Genomic DNA, 16892 nt, shown 5'->3' with positions numbered 1-16892 from the left:
GGTCCCGGGGCACCGTCACGTGCGCTCGGCGCTCACATGCTCTCGATGAGCCGCTCCACGCGGTCGTCCACGCTCTTGAACGGGTCCTTGCACAGCACGGTGCGCTGCGCCTGGTCGTTCAGCTTGAGGTGCACCCAGTCGACCGTGTAGTCCCGCCGCGCCTCCTGTGCCGCCCGCACGAAGTCGCCGCGCAGCTTGGCCCGGGTGGTCTGCGGCGGCAGCGCCGTCGACTCGAAGACCTCCAGGTCCGTGGTGACCCGCTCCACCATGCCGCGGGCCGCGAGCAGGTTGTACAGGCCCTCCGTGCGGGAGATGTCGTGGTAGGCCAGGTCGAGCCGGGCGATCCGGGGATCGTCCAGCCCCAGGTCGTGCTTCTCCTGGTACCGCTTGATCAGCTTGAGCTTGATGACCCAGTCCAGCTCCCGGTCCACGAGGGACAGGTTCTCCGCCTGCAGGGCGCGCAGGCCGCGCTCCCACAGGTCGAGCACCTGCTTGACCACCGGGGTGACCTCGAGGTTGGCCTCCACGAGCTCGCGGGCGCGCTCGTAGTACTCCGACTGGATCTCGATCGCCGTCATGGTCCGGCCGTTGGCCAGCGTCACGGCGTGCTTGCCCGTGCGGTCGTGGCTGATCTCCCGGATGGCCCGGATGGGGTTCTCCAGGGTGAGGTCCCGCATCGGGACGCCCGCCTCGACCAGGCGCAGCACCAGGTCGGTCGTGCCCACCTTGAGCATCGTGGTGGGCTCCGCCATCGACGAGTCGCCCACGATGACGTGCAGCCTGCGGTACAGCTCCGCGTCCGCGTGCGGCTCGTCGCGCGTGTTGATGATCGGCCGGGACCGGGTGGTGGCGCTGGAGACGGCCTCCCAGATGTGGTCGGCCCGCTGCGAGAGGCAGAACACCGCACCGCGCGGCGTCGAGAGCACCTTGCCCGCCCCGACCAGGATCTGGCGGGTGATCAGGAACGGCACCAGCACGTCGGACAGCCGCGAGAAGTCGCCCGACCGGCGCACCAGGTAGTTCTCGTGGCAGCCGTAGGAGTTGCCCGCCGAGTCGGTGTTGTTCTTGAACAGGTGGATGCGTCCCGGCAGGTCCTCGTGCTCCAGACGCTGCTGAGCGTCGGCCACGAGGCCCTCCAGGATGCGTTCGCCGCCCCGGTCGTACGAGACGAGCTGCCGCACGTCGTCGCACTCGGCCGTCGCGTACTCGGGGTGCGAGCCGACGTCGAGGTAGAGGCGGGAGCCGTTCCTCAGGAACACGTTCGAGGAACGGCCCCACGCCACCACCTTCCGGAACAGGTAGCGGGCGACCTCGTCGGCCGACAGGCCACGCCCGTCGTCGGCCGCGCACGTGACGCCGTACTCGGTCTCGAGACCGAAGATCCTGCGGTCCATGGATTCCCCTCCCGTTCGCGGAACCTGGTCTTATCCTTCGGCGCCGGGCGTGGTGCCGGTCGCGCCCGGCCCCTCGTCCGGCTTCTCCTTCGCCGCGGAGTCCTCTGCCTCGGAGTCCTTGGCGGGCTCGTCCGCGGGGGTCTCCGGGGGCACGGTGTCCGCCGTGCTCAGGCCCGGCGTCGCCGAGCCGGTGGCGACGTCGTCCGCGGGCGGGAGGTCGTCCGCGGGAGCCTCGTCCGACGACGCCGGGGCGCCCTCGGCCAGCAGGTCGGCCAGGACCTGCCGGTTCAGCCGCCGGAACGCCCGGCGCGGGCGGTCGCGCTCCAGGACCGCCACCTCGAGCTGGGCCGCCTCGATGGTGCGCGACGTGGAGCCGTCACCCGAGCCGAGCGCCGCCACGGCGAGCCGCAGCGCCTCCCCCAGCGTCAGGTCGGCGCGCCAGCCCTCCTTGACCCGCCGGCCGAGCTGCTCGGCCTGGCCGCCCATGACGACGAAGCCGTGCTCGTCGGCCACGGTGCCGTCGTAGGTGAGCCGGTAGATCTGGTCGTCGGCGGCCTGGGCGCCCACCTCGGCCACGACGATCTCGACCTCGAGCGGCTTGGACTCGGTGATGAAGACCGTGCCGAGCGTCTGCGCGTACGCGTTGGCCAGGCCGCGCGCCGTCACGTCGGAGCGGTCGTAGGAGTACCCGCGCATGTCGGCGTACCGCACGCCGGCGACGCGCAGGTTCTCGAACTCGTTGTACTTGCCCACGGCCGCGAACGCGATGCGGTCGTAGATCTCCGAGATCTTGTGCAGCGCCCGCGAGGGGTTCTCGGTGGCGAAGGCGATGCCGCCCTCGTAGGCGAGCACCACCACGGACCGGCCGCGTGCGATGCCCTTGCGGGCGAAGTCCGCCCGGTCCTTCATCAGCTGCTCGGGCGAGACGTAGAACGGCATGTTCATGCGATCGACCCCCTCTCGCGGCGCTGCGCCACGATCTGCTCCGCCACGCGGGAGATCTCCGCGTCCTCGATCCGCTGGTAGCCGTCCACGGTCACGGTGGCCACGACGGGGAAGATGCCCCGCACGGTGTCCGGGCCGCCGGTGGCCGAGTCGTCGTCCGCGGCGTCGTACAGCGCCTCGACCGCGACCTGGACCGCGGCGTCCGCGTCCATCCCGCGCCGCCACAGCTTCTTCAGCGCACCCCGCGCGAACAGGGAGCCCGAGCCCACGCCGTGGTGCTCGTGCTCCTCGTAACGCCCGCCGGTGGCGTCGTAGCTGAAGATGCGGCCCGTGTCCTTGTCCAGGTCGTAGCCCGCGAACAGCGGCACGACGGCCAGGCCCTGCATGGCCATGGGCAGGTTGCCGCGCAGCATCGTGGCCAGGCGGTTCGCCTTGCCCGTCAGCGACAGCAGCGAGCCCTCGATCTTCTCGTAGTGCTCCAGCTCGAGCTGGAACAGCCGGACCAGCTCCAGGCCGATGCCGGCGGAGCCGGCGATGCCGACCGCCGAGTACTCGTCGGCCGGGAACACCTTCTCGATGCTGCGGCTGGCGATCATCGGGCCTGCGGTGGCCCGCCGGTCACCGGCCAGCAGGACGCCGCCGTCGAAGGTCACCGCCACGATCGTGGTGGCGTGCGGGGAAAGGGTCGCCGGGTCGGTCGTGCCCGCGGGCACGCTCCGGTTCCCGGGCAGGCGGTCGGGGGCGTACTCGGCCAGGAAGTCCACGAAGGACGACGATCCCGGACGCAGGAAGGCGTCCGGGAGTCGTCCTGCGAAGTTGTCTGCGTTCAGGTTCACTGCCCACCCTTCTGGACGAATCCGCGCACGAACGACTCGGCGTTGGTCTCCAGCACCTCGTCGATCTCCTCGAGCAGGGCGTCGACCTCGTCGTCGTCCTTCTGCGGTGCCGCAGCGGCCGCAGCCGGGGTGTCGGCGTCGTCGTCGGGAGTGCGGTCCTCGTGTGACGGGTTGATTCTTTCCTGACCGGCCATGATCGCCTCCTGGTGATTCTCTGACGTAATGCTGGTCTTGCAGCCTAGGCCCTGAGCCTTGGTGTTGACCCTAGGTTCGACCCTAGAGGCAGACACCGACATCGAAGGTCACCTTCGCCCGGAGAGTCCGGCGAGCAGCGCCGCCGCGTCGGGGCTCGCGTCGAGCAGGGCGCCGATGTGCCGCCGGGTGCCGCGGGTCGGGTCGAGCATCGGCACGCGCTGCAGCGCCTGGGCGCCGTCGACGTCGAAGATCACCGAGTCCCAGCTCGCGGCGGAGATCTGGCTGCCGTAGCGCGCCATCACCTCGCCCCGGAAGTAGGCCCGGGTGTCCGACGGCGGGTGCTGGACCGCCCGCGCGACGGACTCCTCGTCGACAATGCGGTCCACCGCGCCCTTGGCGAGCAGCCGGTGGTAGATGCCCCGCTCGGGACGCACGTCGGACCACTGCAGGTCCATCGCGTGCAGGCGCGGGTGGTCCCACTCGAGGTTGTCGCGCGAGCGCAGGCGGTCCAGCAGGCGCAGCTTGGCGACCCACTCCACCTCGCGCGCGCAATCGGCCGGGTCCGTGCCCAGCCGCTCGACCACGGAGGCCCAGCGGTCCAGCACGGCGTCCGACTCCGGGTCGGTGCCGAGCACCTTGAGGGAGCGTCGCACGACGTCGGCGACCTCGCCCTGGAGCTCGAGCGCCGTCATGGTGCGGCCGTCGGCGAGGTCGAGCGCGGCGGTCAGGTCGAGGTCGCGCGAGACCTTCTGGACGTCGCTGACGGGCGCGGCCAGGCGCAGGGCACCCAGCTCGCCACGGGCGTCCACGCCGGCCTCCGCCAGCTCGTCCAGGTGCTCCAGCACCCACAGGACCAGCGACGTCGTGCCCGTCTTGAGGTAGGTGGGCACCTCCATCAGGTTGGCGTCGCCGAGGATCAGGTGCAGGCGCCGCCAGCGCTGCCGGTCCGCGTGGGGCTCGTCGCGCGTGTTGACGATCGGACGGCGCAGCGTTGTCTCCAGGCCGATCTCGGCCTCGATGTAGTCCGCGCGCTGCGAGATCTGGAAGCCGGGCGTGCCGCTCGTGGCGCCCAGCCCGACCCGGCCCGAGCCGGTGAAGACCTGCCGCGTGACCAGGAACGGGGTGATGAGCTCGGCGAGCGTGGTGAACGACAGCGCGCGGTCCACGAGGTAGTTCTCGTGGGTGCCGTAGCTGGCGCCCTTGCCGTCGACGTTGTTCTTGTAGAGCACGACCTCGCTGCCGGGGAAGCTGGACAGCTCGCGCAGGGCGGCGAGCATGACCCGCTCGCCGGCGACGTCCCAGCGCACGAGGTCCTCGGGCGTCATGACCTCGGGCGAGGAGTACTCGGGGTGGGCGTGGTCCACGTAGAGGCGGGCGCCGTTCGTGAGGATCACGTTGGCGGCGCTCGGGTCGTCGTACTCGTCGGCGGCGGGCCGCTCGACCTCCTGGGTCGAACCCGGCCGGCGGCGGCCCCGGCCCGGCAGGCCGGGCTCCACGACGGGCACCTGCCCCGTGACGGGGCCGGACGGCGCAGGTCGCGTCGGGTCGTCGGTCAGCATGGAGGGCTGCGCCGAGGCACGGTCGAGGTGGAACCCGCGTGCGTCCTGCAGCGGGTCCTCGTCGTCGTAGTCCCAGCGCGCCCTGCCACCCGCCCCCTCGGCGCGGGTGGAGATGGCCCGGTAGGTGGTCACCACCTGGCTCGACAGCAGCATGGGGTTGGCCAGGGGACGGCCAGGCTGCAGCACTCCGTACTCGGTCTCGATGCCCATCACACGACGCACGCTCACGTCCACCACCCTATGCCGGAGTAGTCCCGATGGTCGGGCAGGTCCGCGCCCGTTCGACGGACGCGGACCTGCCCGGGTTGTGTGGTCAGAGGTACTGGCCGGTGTTCTGGACGGTGTCGATGGTGCGGGGCGTGGCGCCCTCGCCCTTCTTCTGCACGATGGTGCGGATGAAGACGATGCGCTCGCCCTTCTTGCCGCTGATCCGCGCCCAGTCGTCGGGGTTGGTCGTGTTCGGGAGGTCCTCGTTCTCCTTGAACTCGTCGACGCAGGCGGTCAGCAGGTGCTCCACGCGGATGCCCTTCTGCCCCGTGGCCAGGAAGTCCTTGATCGCGTTCTTCTTGGCCCGGTCCACCACGTTCTGGATCATGGCGCCCGAGTTGAAGTCCTTGAAGAACAGGGTCTCCTTGTCCCCCGAGGCGTAGGTGACCTCGAGGAACTGGTTCTCCTCGTCCTCGGAGTACATGCGCTCCACGACCGAGGTGATCATGCCGTCCAGGGCCTCGCTGACGTTGTTGCCGTACTCCGCCAGGTCGTCCGAGTGGATCGGCAGCTCCTTGGTGAGGTACTTGCCGAAGACCTCCTTGGCACCCTCTGCGTCGGGCCGCTCGATCTTGATCTTCACGTCGAGGCGTCCCGGGCGCAGGATGGCCGGGTCGATCATGTCCTCGCGGTTGGAGGCGCCGATGACGATGACGTTGTCGAGCCGCTCGACGCCGTCGATCTCGGCGAGGAGCTGCGGCACGATCGTGGTCTCGACGTCCGAGGAGAGGCCGGTGCCGCGGGTGCGGAACAGCGACTCCATCTCGTCGAAGAAGACGACGACGGGCATCCCCTGGCTGGCCTTCTCCCGGGCGCGGGCGAAGATCAGGCGGATGTGCCGTTCGGTCTCACCGACGTACTTGTTGAGCAGCTCCGGACCCTTGACGTTCAGGAAGAAGCTCTTCACCTCGGGGTTGCCCCCGTTGGCCCGCGCCACCATCCCGGCGAGCGAGTGCGCCACGGCCTTGGCGATGAGCGTCTTGCCGCAGCCGGGCGGGCCGTACAGGAGCACGCCCTTGGGCGGGCGCAGCCCGTGCTCCCGGAACAGGTCGGGGTGCGCGAACGGCAGCTCGACCGCGTCCCGGATCGCCTCGATCTGCGGGCCGAGACCACCGATGTCCTCGTACTCGATGTCCGGGACCTCCTCGAGGACCAGCTCCTCGACCTCGGACTTGGGCACGATCTCGAACACGAAGCCGCTGCGGGTGTCGACCGTGAGCGAGTCCCCCACGCGCAGCGGGGCGTCCATCACCGAGCCGGCGAGGCGCACCACGCGCTCCTCGTCGGCACGGCCCACCACGAGCACGCGGTCACCGCCGAGCATCTCCTTGACGGTCACCAGCTCACCGGTGCGCTCGTACTCGCCCGCGCCGACGACGGTCATCGCCTCGTTGAGCTTGACCTCCTGGCCCGGCCGCAGCCGCGTGACGTCCAGGCTGGGGCTGGCTGAGACATGCATCTTGCGGCCGGCCGACGAGATGTCCACCGAACCGTCGGAGTGGGCTCCGAGGAAGACGGCGTAGGTACCCGGTGGCTTGGCCAGGTCGTCGAGCTGTTTCTTGAGCTCGACTATCTGATCGCGCGCCGCGCGGAGAGCTTCCGCGAGGCGTTCGTTCTTTGCTGAGAGGAGGGCAATCTGTCGCTCGTAGTCGCGGCTTGGCAAAGACTCGTGCTCGGGATGGTTGTATCCTGACGTGTTCTCGGTCATGACATCCCCTCTCGTAGGGCCCGGGAGGCGACCATATGACGCAAACGCCTCCGAGAACAGCACTCTAAGCACAGTCACTGACAGTGCGGGAGTAAGAACACCCGTTTGAGACGTCCGGGGTACCCGATCGTTACAGCCCGTTCACGCGGGAGGGGGGTTCTCCGTGTCGGGTGCAACACCCAGGTCACGTCGCACCTTTCGGATCTTCTTGTCCGATATGGCGCGCTCGCCGAGCTCCTCCGGCGACCACTCGGCCTCGGCCGTCACGGGGTACGCACCCTTGGCAGGACGCCGTTTCCGCAGGGGCGCGACCACGCCGTCGGCCAGCCGGCGGGCCGTGATGAGGAAGCCGGTGTGCCCGATCATCCGGTGCTCGGGGCGGACCGCGAGGCCCTCGAGGTGCCACCCCCGGACCATGGTCTCGAAGGCTGCCGGCTCGCCGAACCGGCCGTCGGAACGGAGGTCTTCTGCTGTGCGCGAAAGCTGGGTCGTGGTGGCCACATAGCAGACAAGGACGCCGCCGGGCGCGAGCGCGGTGGCGACGGCGTCGACGTTCTCCCACGGGGCGAGCATGTCCAGCACCACGCGGTCGACGGTGCCCGGCTCGGCCACCTCGGGCAGCACGTCGGCGAGGTCGCCCACGGACAGGTTCCACGCCGGGTGCGGCCCGCCGAAGAAGGTCTCCACGTTGCCCTGGGCGATCGCGGCGAAGTCCTCGCGGCGCTCGATCGAGTGCACGTGGCCAGCGTCGCCGACCGCGCGCAGCAGCGACATGGTCAGCGCGCCCGAGCCCACGCCGGCCTCGACCACCCGGGCACCCGGGTAGATGTCGGCCATGGCGACGATCTGCCCGGCGTCCTTCGGGTAGACGACGGCGGCACCGCGCGGCATCGACAGCACGTAGTCGGCCAGCAGCGGGCGCAGCGCGAGGTACTCGACCTCGGCCGTGTTCACGACCACCGAGCCCTCCGGCTGCCCGATGATCTGCTCGTGCTTGAAGTAGCCCCTGTGCGTGTGGAAGGTGCCGCCGGGCTGCAGCGTGATGGTGTGCAGGCGGCCCTTGGGGTCGGTCAGCTGGACCTTGTCGCCCACTCGGAACGGGCCGCGGCGCAGCTCGGCGCCGGTGGCGGTCGGGGCATCGGTGGGTGTGGTCACGACCGACCAGTCTAGGTGCCCCGCACCGCCCGGGCGACGTCGGCGATGTCGAGCACGCCGGTGACCCGGCCCTGCTCGACGACCGGGACCAGCCGGGCGCCGCCCGACCGCGCGGCCAGGTGGTTCAGCAGGTCGGTCCCCGACATCCGCGGGTCGACCTCGCTGCCCTGCACGAACGGCACCGCCACGGCGTCGACGTAGGTGGTGTGCTGCGCGGCGGCCGGCACCGCGGCGACGGCGTCGTCGTCCAGCACCGCGATCGGGACTCCGCCCTGCCCCACCACGACCAGGCGGCGGGCCGCGGCGTCGGGCACGCCGCCGGCGGCGGCCGCGGTCCGCGCGGACAGCGCCTCGGTGAGCGTGGCACCGAGCGAGACGGTGAGCGCGGGGACCGCGAGCCCCGCCGCGGACAGCGCGGCGACGGCCTCGCGGCGCCGGCCGTTGGTGATTGCGGCGCCCGCGCCCGCCCAGAGGAACGCGCCGATCAGGGCCGACCACAGCACCGTGGTGATGTCCGGCCTGGTGCCCAGCACCAGCGGCACCACCAGGGCCCAGAGCAGCACGCCGACGGCGACGACGCGGCCCACCCAGCCGGCCGCGATGGTGCCCCTGCTGCGCTTGCCGGTGGCGGCCCAGACCAGCGACTCAAGGATCTGCCCGCCGTCCAGCGGCAGGCCCGGGAGCAGGTTGAACACGCCGACGAAGGCGTTGGAGACCGCGCCGGCCCAGAGCAGGAGCGTCGGCACGTTCATCACCGGCGAGGCCTGGAAGGCGACCCAGAACCCGCCCGCGAGCGCCAGGTTGGTCAGCGGCCCGACGACGGCCACGAGGAAACCGTCGAGCGGCTTGCCGAGGCCGCCGGTGTAGGCGGTGTGGCCGCCCCAGATGGTGATCGCGAGCTCGGTCACGTTCTGTCCGCGCGCCCGGGCGACCAATGCGTGGGCGGCCTCGTGCAGGAACACGGAGCCGAACAGGAGCAGCACGAACACGAACGCGACGAGGTAGGCGCCCGCCCCGAGGTGGGGCGCGAGCCCCTGCACGGTGGGCAGGAACAGGAGGGTCAGGACGATGGCCGCGAGGAACCAGGACCGCGTGACGATCACGGGTGCGCCCGCGACGCGGCCGATCACGATCCCCTTCGAACGTTCCGGGGCGGGTGCGGGCGTGGAGGCGGGCTCCGAGGTGGTCACCGGACAAACCTAACCGGCCGCGGGGCGTGCGGGTGACGGCACGCTGTGGACAACTACCGGGGGATGTCGGTGGCCGCCCCTAGGGTTGGGGGCATGACGACGACGGAGCTGACCCAGGGCCTGGTGCCGGACGCGACGACGGAGGCGGCCGGTGCCGCGACCGCCGTGCGCGCGCCCTCGCGACCGCCGGCCCTGTCCCCGTCGCGCGCCAACGACTTCATGCAGTGCCCGCTGCTGTTCCGGTTCCGGACGGTGGACCGGCTGCCCGAGCCGCCGTCGGCCGCGGCGGCCCGCGGCACGCTGGTGCACGCGGTGCTGGAGCGCCTGTACGACGCCCCGCTGGGCGAGCGGACGCTGGCCGCGGCGCACGACCTGCTGCCCGGCGAGTGGGACCGGCTGCTGGAGGCGGACGACCGGTACACGACGCTGTTCACCGACGGGATCGGCCCGGACGGGCAGGACCGCGCGGGCTGGCTGGCCGGCGCGGGCTCGCTGCTGGGCACGTACTTCACGCTGGAGAACCCGAACCGGCTCGAGCCGGCCGAGCGCGAGCTGCTGGTCGAGTCGCAGCTCGACGGCGGCCCGCTGCTGCGCGGCATCGTGGACCGGCTGGACGTGGCGCCGGACGGCGCGCTGCGGGTGGTCGACTACAAGACGGGCAAGTCGCCGCGTCCCGGCTACGAGACGTCGGCCGTGTTCCAGATGCGGTTCTACGGGCTGGTGCTGTGGCGGGAGCGCGGGGTGCTGCCCAAGATGCTCCAGCTCGTGTACCTGGGCGACGGCCAGGTGCTGCGCGGCGAGCCGACGACGGACCACCTGGAGCACACCGAGCAGAAGATCCGGGCCATCTGGTCCGGCATCGAGGACGCCGCGCGGACCGGCGAGTGGAAGCCGCGGAGGTCCAAGCTGTGCGGCTGGTGCGCGCACCAGGCGATCTGCCCGGAGTTCGGCGGCACGCCCCCGGAGATCCCGGAGGGCGCGGTCGCGCTGCGCCTGGGCATCACGGGCTGAGGCGCGAAGGCCGCACCTGCCCGGCTCAGCCGGGCAGGTCCCCCGTGCCGAGCAGGTCGACGACCTCGCCGGACGCGATCCGGCGCAGCACGTCCAGGTCGATCTGCTTGAGCGACGCGGCCCGGCTCAGGCCCGGACGCGGCGGCACCGGCACCTCGGCGGGTACGCCCAGCGTGCGGGCGCCCGACGCGAGCGCGGACGTGATCCCGGGGCCCGAGTCCTCGATGGCCACGCAGTCCTCGGCGCGCACGCCGAACAGCTCGGCGGCCACGAGGTAGGGCTCGGGGTGCGGCTTGCCGTGCGTGACCTCGTCGCCGGTGACCAGGTGGGTGAAGGTGCCGGCGGGGGCGCCGTCGGCCACGACCTCGGCCTGGCTGCGGTAGGACATGGTGACGATGGCGCAGGGCACGCCGGCGGTACGCAGGTCCTCCAGCAGCTCCAGGACGCCGGAGCGCCACGGCACGGCCTCCCGCAGCTGCTCGTTGACCCGTGCCACGAGCCAGGTCACGATCTCGGCGGGCTCCAGCGGGACGCCGGCGTCGCGCAGCATGCCGCCGGTGGTGAGCAAGGCCTGCCCGACGGCGCCCAGCGCGTCCTCGTGCGTCCAGGTCGCCCCGTGCGCGACGACGATCTCGTGCTCCGCGCGCATCCAGTAGGCCTCGGAGTCGACAAGGGTGCCGTCCATGTCGAACAGGACGGCGGCGGGCAGGGCGGAGGATTCGCGGGGCACCGACACATGCTAGGTGCCGCGGTGGAACGGCCGGTAACGGGCGTGCGACGCGCCGGATGCCGGACGATAGCGCCATGACGCACACCGCCGCCTCCGGCATCGCCGCCTTCACCTTCGAGATGGGCGTGCTCAAGCGCCTGCGCCGCGCAGGCTGGTGGCAGGTGGGCGTGCGCGACCCGGAGTCGGTGGCCGAGCACAGCCTGCGCGTGGCGCAGCTCGCGGCCCTGCTCGCGGCCGAGGAGGGCGCCGACCCGGCCCGCGCCGCCTACCTCGCGCTGTGGCACGACTCGCAGGAGACCCGCATCACGGACCTGCCGCACACGGCGCGGCCGTACCTCACCAAGCCGGACAACGTGGCCGTCACGCGTGACCAGGTCGCTCCCCTGCCGGACGCCGCGGCCGCCACCGTCCTGGACGCGGTCACCGAGTTCGAGGCGCAGGAGACGCCGGAGGCGCGCTGCGCCCGCGACGCGGACAAGCTGGAGTGCCTCGTCCAGGCCGTCGAGTACCGGCACGGCGGCCAGGACGGGGTGCAGGAGTGGATCGACTCGTCGTACGCGGCCCTGACCACGGACGTCGCCCGGCGGGTCGCGGACGCGGCGCTCACGCAGTCGCCGATGAGCTGGCGGGACTGAGCCGGACGCCCTGCCGGTCAGCAGGCCCGGTCAGTCCGCGAGCAGCTCCGCCGCCCGGTCCTCCTGGCCGGCGTCCAGGTCCGTGCGGTCGAACGCGGCGACCGCCTTGTCGAAGGTCCGGTTCACCCGGGGCTCGATCTCGACGACGCTCGCCGGGGCGACGATCGCCCGGTCGTACTCCGCGATCCAGGCGTCCATGTGCGCCACGTACGCGTCCCGGGCCAGGTCGAGCCGGCCGCCGTCGGGCAGCGAGACCGCCCGGGCCTCCTCCTTGGCGCCGAGGACCCCGGACCGCGCCTCCTCGGCGAGCTCGGGCACGTCGGTCATGAGGTCTGCGGCGAGCTCTTCCTTCTCGCCGGTGTCGGACGTGGCCTCGATCTCGTCGAACCGGCCGCTGATCACGTCGATGTAGTCGCGCATCGTGGACTCGCTGTGCTCCACGGCGTCGAGCAGCACGTCAGCGGGATCGCTGGTGCGCTCGGCCTGGGACCAGGCGATGCCGCTGCCGGCGCCGGCGACGACGAGCGCGCCGACCGCCGAGAGCATGACCCGGTGATTTCGCAGGTTGAGCATTGGTTCATCGTCACCCGGACCTGGGCCGCTCCGCGCGCTGACGGGTGTGATCCGCGACGGAGAAAGCGGGCATTTCCACACATAGGCGGCATGCGCGGATGCGCCCGCACCTGCATCGGTCACCGCCGAACGAAGTTTCGGCCGTGGCCGAACTCGCTTGGAAACCATCCTGCGCACCCCTTTCCTGGACGGACAGGGGGTGAAATTTCACCCCCTGGACGAGAACCACCGTCCGAGGGAACGAGGTGCTCAGGTGCGCACGTCCACGATCAGACCGGCCGGGCCGGTCGTCACCGGTGCGGCCGTCGTGGCCGCCCTCACGCTGTCGGCCTGCACCACCGCCCGTGCCGACCGGACCACCCCGGACCCGGCACCGGTCACGGCGACCGCCTCGGCACCAGAAGCTCCCCCGGTCACCGCCCAGGAGCTCGCCCTCCTGGCGGCGGCCGAGGACGCGCTGGTCCGCGAGTGCGCGGCGGACCACGGCGTGCACCTGCCGCAGCCCGCTGCGGCGTCCGGGCCCGAGCGAGCAGCCGACCCCGCCGACGTCCGCGCCTTCCCGTTCGTCGTCGACTCCCCCGGCTGGGCGGCCGAGCACGGCTACGGCAGCGACCTCGACGCCGAGCGCGAGGGGGCCCGGACGTCCGACCCCACGCGCACGTACCTCCAGTCGCTGCCCGCCGGCCGGCGCACGGCCGCGCTGGACGTCCTGAACGGCGGACCCGACGACCCGGCGCTCCGGGCCAAGCTGCCGGTCGGCACCTCGATCGGGCGCAGCGCGACGAGCTGCACGTCGCGGGCGCAGGACGCGCTGTACGGGGACGCCGCGCAGTGGTTCCAGGCGTCGGCCGCCACCGGCAACCTCGAACCGCTGTGGACCGGCCGGGTCCTCGCCGACCAGCGTTACGCCGACGCCGTCGGCCCCTGGTCGGACTGCATGAGCCGGCGCGGGCACGACGTCGCCACGCCCCGGGACGCGCGGCAGGCCGCCTACGGCACGCCCGACGAGAGCGCCACGGCGTCCGACGAGGCGGCCTGCGCCACCACGACCGGGCTGGCCGCGGTGGTGGCGGACCTGACCACCGAGCACGAGTCCCGGGTGTGCCAGGAGTTCCGGGCCGACGTCGAGAGCCGGCGCGCGCTGGAGCACGCCGCCCTGGGCCGCGCCCGGGAGATCACCGCAGAGCTCACCCCGGAGCAGATCGCTGCCGGGGCCCGCACGAGAGGAGCACCACCATGCGAAGAATCCTGACGACGCTCGTGAGCGCCGCCTTCCTGGTCGGGCTGGGGTCGGTCGTCCCGGCAGCCGCCATCCCGGACGCCGAGGAGGCCGCCCAGGCCGACGGCTTCCTCTACGTCTACGAGGACCGCGACTACGAGGGCGAGTACTGCCAGTTCTCCGAGGACCACTCCGACTACCGCTATCCCGAGTGGATGCTGCCGGCGAGCGGCGAGTGCTGGGACTACTTCATCGACCCCGACATCCAGGACGCGGTGTCGTCCGTCAAGAACAACGGCTATCCCGGCTCGTACGGCGACGTGCTGCTCTACAAGGACGCCAACGAGGGCGGCACGTCGATCTGCCTGCCGAACGGGGCGTACTGGAACGACCTCGACTTCCTGAAGTACCCGGACGGCACGGGGGTGAACGACACGATCAGCTCCCACGAGTGGGCCAACTGCTGACGGCCCGCACCGGGCGGCCGGGGTCACCACGGCGAGTGGTGGCCCCGGCTCGCCGCTGCCGGGCGGCCCGCAAGGCCGGCCCACGGCTTCAGGCGCCCCGCCGCTCCAGGTGCTCCAGCCGCTCGGCCGCGAGCGCCGCCCGGTTCATGCCGGCGCGGATGTGCGGCGCGTCGGTGCCGGCGCTCTTGGGGTAGAAGATGCCCAGGTTGATCAGGCTGACGAACGACGCGTAGACCAGCACGTCCTGCACGAGCCCCAGGGAGAGCAGGGTGCCGATGCCGATGATCGGGACCAGGTAGACGGCCACGGTGGGCTGCCAGGCCGCCAGCCGGCCGAGCGTGGCGATCTCGCCGCGCGGCACGGACGAGAGCCCCGCGGCACGGGCGCGCGCGTTGGTGGCCCAGGCGAACCCGAGGCAGGCCTGGACCACCACGGCGAAGGTGACGTGGCCGACGAAGGTGAACAGGGGCCACCAGTCGCGGTCCACGAGCGTCGGCAGCACCACGTAGAGGGGCGGCAGGATGGCCAGGGAGCGCAGGCCGACCTCCGCGGCGACGGCCCGCAGCCGGTGCCGCCGGTCGCGCGGCAGGGCCCACACGGTGCTCAGCTCCGCGAAGACGTTGAGGTACAGGCGGGCGCAGACCAGCGCGAACGTCAGCGTCACCAGACGCACGGGCAGGTTGCCCCAGGGGTCGGGGATCGGGTAGTCGGCGGCCCGGACGTCGTCGAGGAAGACCAGGCCGGCCCCGGAGCGGCCGAACACCTCGTCCGCCATCTCGAACCACTTGGCCTGCCAGGACAGCCCGAGGTCGCGGGACCACCACGTGATGACCAGGGCGGTCGCGGACCAGATCAGGACGGCGAAGAGCCAGGCCCAGCGCTGCAGCCGGCGGGCCTGCCGCAGGTGGGCGGCGTCCGTGGCGTCGCGCACCTGACCGGTGCGCACCTGCAGCTTGCGGCGCTGGCGGGCCACGGTGCCGGCGCCGGGTGACAGGTCGCGGAGCCGCTGCAGCGTGGTGCGGGGTCGTTCTCGGCCGTCCTGCTCGAGGATCGCCACCTCGTCGGCGAACACCCGGCCGACCTGCTCGAACCGGGGTTTGGCCGGGTCGACCGGGGTGACCAGCAGGCGGCGGCCGGGGTCGGCGTCGGTCAGGTCCTCCAGGAGCCGGGCCAGGCCGACGGAGACGACGTAGAACTGGTCGGGCACCGTGCCGTCGGGGTTGTGCGGGATCCCGGCGATCGCGATCAGCAGCGCGCCCAGCGAGTACAGGTCGGCCAGCGGGTGGTCGACGCCGTCGCGCCGCACCTCGGGCGCGGCGAACACCCCCTCGCCCTGTCCCTGACCGGTGATGGAGCGGGCGTGGAGGTGGTTGACGCCCAGGTCCACGAACCGCAGCCGGACCCGCCCCGGCTGCTCGTCCTGGACGATGATGTTGGACGGCGTGAGGTCGTCGTGCTGCTGGTTGTGGCGCTCGAGGTCGGCGAGCGCGCTCAGGAGGGCTTCCCCGACCTCACGCAGGGCCGGGGTGTCCACGGGGCGGTTGATCTCCCGGGCCGGCGGGGCGGGCTGCTCGGCCGCCCGGTGGGCCAGGTACTCCCCCAGCGTCCGGCCCCGCACCAGGTCCATGAGGATCCAGCTGTCGTGGCTGGCCCACACGGGCACCGCCGGGGACGGCTCGTCGGCCCCCGACTGCCCGTGCTTGGCCTGGTACCCGCGGGTCGCGTCGACGATCGCCGGGATCGTGAGGTACGGGTGGATGACGCACTTCAGCGCGAAGGTCGCCGTGCGGCCCTGGGACGGCTTCGCGGCCCGCCCGGTGAGGATGATCGAGGTGGTGCCGTGCCGGTGGAACCGCAGGCTCGTCAGGTCGAGCGCGGCCCACTCCGCGACTGTCTGGGACGTCGCGCCCGTCCGTCCTTCGCCCGGGTCGTGGAGGGCGGCCAGGGCGCGGCGCACGTCGGGGTCGGCCACGAGCGCGCCGCTGACCTGCGCGGCGGGCCGTCCGGCGACCGCGAGGTCCCAGGGCACGTCGCCGTGGAACCGCATCCGGTCCGAGCAGTGCATGGCGACGAGCGTGAGCAGGTAGAACCCGAGGAAGCCGGCCGTGCGCGGCGTCACGGCGGCGGTGTCCCGCGTCGTCCACCAGGCCCACAGCAGCTCGATCTCGCGCTCGCGCGGGAGCCGGAACCGGTCGGCGTACGCCCGCTCGTCGAGCGGGACGTCGAGGAGCACGGCGTGCCAGTCCGCGACGCGCCAGCCGTCCAGCCCGCCCCCGCGCGCGCCGTTGCCCCGGCCGCCGTCGGTCCTGGCCGCGCCGACCGCCGTCAGCTCGCGGACCGCCCCGGTGAGGCGCTCGAGCGTCCCACGTGTCCCGTCGCCCTGCCGCCCCCTGGTCACGGTCCGCGACGATAACGGAGTTCCAGGCCTGTGCGCTGGGAAAACACCCCGCCCCGGCAAACCCGCGGGATCCGTCCCCGACCAGCGGATCGACCACACCTCCGCCGCGCGCGGATCGGCATCCTGGGTGATGCTGGCCCACGATCGACGGTTTCGGCCGCCGAGTACCGGTACCGACCGAAGGGGGAGAAAGACCGTGTTCGGACCCGATTTCTTCGAGCGACTCTCGCAGCGGATGTACTACGACCTCGACGGCAACCCGATCACGCAGGACCAGTGGTCGGTGCTCCGGCTCGGGGCCGGGGCCGCGCACATCGCCCGCGACCACATCGGGATCTACCACGTGTCCACGGTCTGGACCGGGATCGACACCACCGCCTCGCTCGAGGACGACGACGACCACACCCCGCTGATCTACGAGACGATGGTGTTCGTCGAACGGCTCGACCCGGACGGCGTGCTCCCCGAGGACGAGCGCCTCGACTGCACCGAGCAGCACGCCGAGCTGCACGCCACCCGGGAGGAGGCGCTGGCCGGCCACCGACGGGCGACGGCGCTCGTGCGGGGCTGGATCACGAAGGGTCGCCCGGAGCTCTGACGACGACGCAGG

General features: G+C 72.2%; 16 protein-coding genes. 5 read left to right on the top strand and 11 right to left on the bottom strand.

Features of this window, described 5'->3' with window-relative positions:
• Positions 1-32: 32 nt before the first annotated feature.
• The 8 genes from pafA to ACFU5G_RS11885 all read right to left on the bottom strand — a co-directional run bounded on the left by pafA (position 33) and on the right by ACFU5G_RS11885 (position 9249).
• Entirely contained in the window at positions 33-1394 is a 1362-nt protein-coding gene (gene pafA, locus ACFU5G_RS11920; RefSeq protein WP_020014731.1) for a Pup--protein ligase, read from the bottom strand.
• Positions 1395-1424: 30 nt separating this feature from the next.
• Complete coding sequence (gene prcA, locus ACFU5G_RS11915) at positions 1425-2339, bottom strand: proteasome subunit alpha (RefSeq protein ID WP_377244179.1); 915 nt, start codon at positions 2337-2339, stop codon at positions 1425-1427.
• Entirely contained in the window at positions 2336-3175 is an 840-nt protein-coding gene (prcB, locus tag ACFU5G_RS11910; protein ID WP_377244176.1) for a proteasome subunit beta, read from the bottom strand. Before prcB ends, prcA begins: the two co-directional genes overlap by 4 nt.
• Positions 3172-3369 carry a ubiquitin-like protein Pup gene (locus ACFU5G_RS11905; protein WP_036959325.1) on the bottom strand — a complete coding sequence of 66 codons (198 nt, stop codon included), beginning with the start codon at positions 3367-3369 and terminating at the stop codon, positions 3172-3174. Before ACFU5G_RS11905 ends, prcB begins: the two co-directional genes overlap by 4 nt.
• A gap of 108 nt (positions 3370-3477) precedes the next feature.
• Positions 3478-5139 carry a depupylase/deamidase Dop gene (gene dop, locus ACFU5G_RS11900; RefSeq protein ID WP_377244182.1) on the bottom strand — a complete coding sequence of 554 codons (1662 nt, stop codon included), beginning with the start codon at positions 5137-5139 and terminating at the stop codon, positions 3478-3480.
• Between the two features lie 103 nt (positions 5140-5242).
• Positions 5243-6904 carry a proteasome ATPase gene (gene arc, locus ACFU5G_RS11895; protein ID WP_051109401.1) on the bottom strand — a complete coding sequence of 554 codons (1662 nt, stop codon included), beginning with the start codon at positions 6902-6904 and terminating at the stop codon, positions 5243-5245.
• A gap of 141 nt (positions 6905-7045) precedes the next feature.
• Complete coding sequence (locus ACFU5G_RS11890; protein ID WP_377244172.1) at positions 7046-8059, bottom strand: tRNA (adenine-N1)-methyltransferase; 1014 nt, start codon at positions 8057-8059, stop codon at positions 7046-7048.
• Between the two features lie 11 nt (positions 8060-8070).
• A complete protein-coding gene (locus tag ACFU5G_RS11885; RefSeq protein WP_377244169.1) occupies positions 8071-9249 on the bottom strand; it encodes a site-2 protease family protein in 1179 nt (392 codons plus the stop codon).
• 93 nt (positions 9250-9342) lie between these two features.
• Here ACFU5G_RS11885 and ACFU5G_RS11880 point away from each other — a divergent pair, with 93 nt between their 5' ends.
• Positions 9343-10260, top strand: coding sequence for a RecB family exonuclease (locus tag ACFU5G_RS11880; protein ID WP_377244166.1), 918 nt, complete (start codon positions 9343-9345; stop codon positions 10258-10260).
• Positions 10261-10285: 25 nt separating this feature from the next.
• On the opposite strand, the gene ACFU5G_RS11875 is transcribed toward ACFU5G_RS11880, so the two are convergent.
• A complete protein-coding gene (locus ACFU5G_RS11875; RefSeq protein ID WP_377244163.1) occupies positions 10286-10990 on the bottom strand; it encodes an HAD family hydrolase in 705 nt (234 codons plus the stop codon).
• 74 nt (positions 10991-11064) lie between these two features.
• Between ACFU5G_RS11875 and ACFU5G_RS11870 the strand changes: the two genes are divergently transcribed.
• A complete protein-coding gene (locus ACFU5G_RS11870; protein ID WP_121383409.1) occupies positions 11065-11625 on the top strand; it encodes an HD domain-containing protein in 561 nt (186 codons plus the stop codon).
• Positions 11626-11655: 30 nt separating this feature from the next.
• Here the strand turns inward: ACFU5G_RS11870 and ACFU5G_RS11865 are convergent, their stop codons facing one another.
• Positions 11656-12198, bottom strand: a complete 543-nt coding sequence (locus ACFU5G_RS11865) for a hypothetical protein (protein ID WP_377244160.1) — start codon at positions 12196-12198, stop codon at positions 11656-11658.
• A 253-nt stretch (positions 12199-12451) separates the two neighbouring features.
• Between ACFU5G_RS11865 and ACFU5G_RS11860 the strand changes: the two genes are divergently transcribed.
• On the top strand, positions 12452-13450 hold the full coding sequence (locus tag ACFU5G_RS11860) for a hypothetical protein (protein WP_377244157.1): 999 nt from the start codon (positions 12452-12454) through the stop codon (positions 13448-13450).
• The gene (locus ACFU5G_RS11855; RefSeq protein ID WP_377244154.1) at positions 13435-13884 is read left to right on the top strand and encodes a peptidase inhibitor family I36 protein; all 450 of its coding nucleotides are present in this window, start codon (positions 13435-13437) and stop codon (positions 13882-13884) included. The genes ACFU5G_RS11860 and ACFU5G_RS11855 overlap by 16 nt, the downstream gene beginning before the upstream one ends.
• A gap of 88 nt (positions 13885-13972) precedes the next feature.
• On the opposite strand, the gene ACFU5G_RS11850 is transcribed toward ACFU5G_RS11855, so the two are convergent.
• A complete protein-coding gene (locus ACFU5G_RS11850; RefSeq protein WP_377244151.1) occupies positions 13973-16282 on the bottom strand; it encodes a hypothetical protein in 2310 nt (769 codons plus the stop codon).
• Positions 16283-16478: 196 nt separating this feature from the next.
• On the opposite strand from ACFU5G_RS11850, the gene ACFU5G_RS11845 reads away from it, so the two are divergent.
• Complete coding sequence (locus ACFU5G_RS11845; RefSeq protein ID WP_377244148.1) at positions 16479-16880, top strand: hypothetical protein; 402 nt, start codon at positions 16479-16481, stop codon at positions 16878-16880.
• Positions 16881-16892: the final 12 nt, after the last annotated feature.

The organism is Promicromonospora sp. NPDC057488, from assembly GCF_042802395.1.
In the GTDB taxonomy this organism is placed as follows: Bacteria; Actinomycetota; Actinomycetes; order Actinomycetales; family Cellulomonadaceae; genus Promicromonospora.
This window is presented reverse-complemented; position numbering and strand designations above follow the sequence as displayed.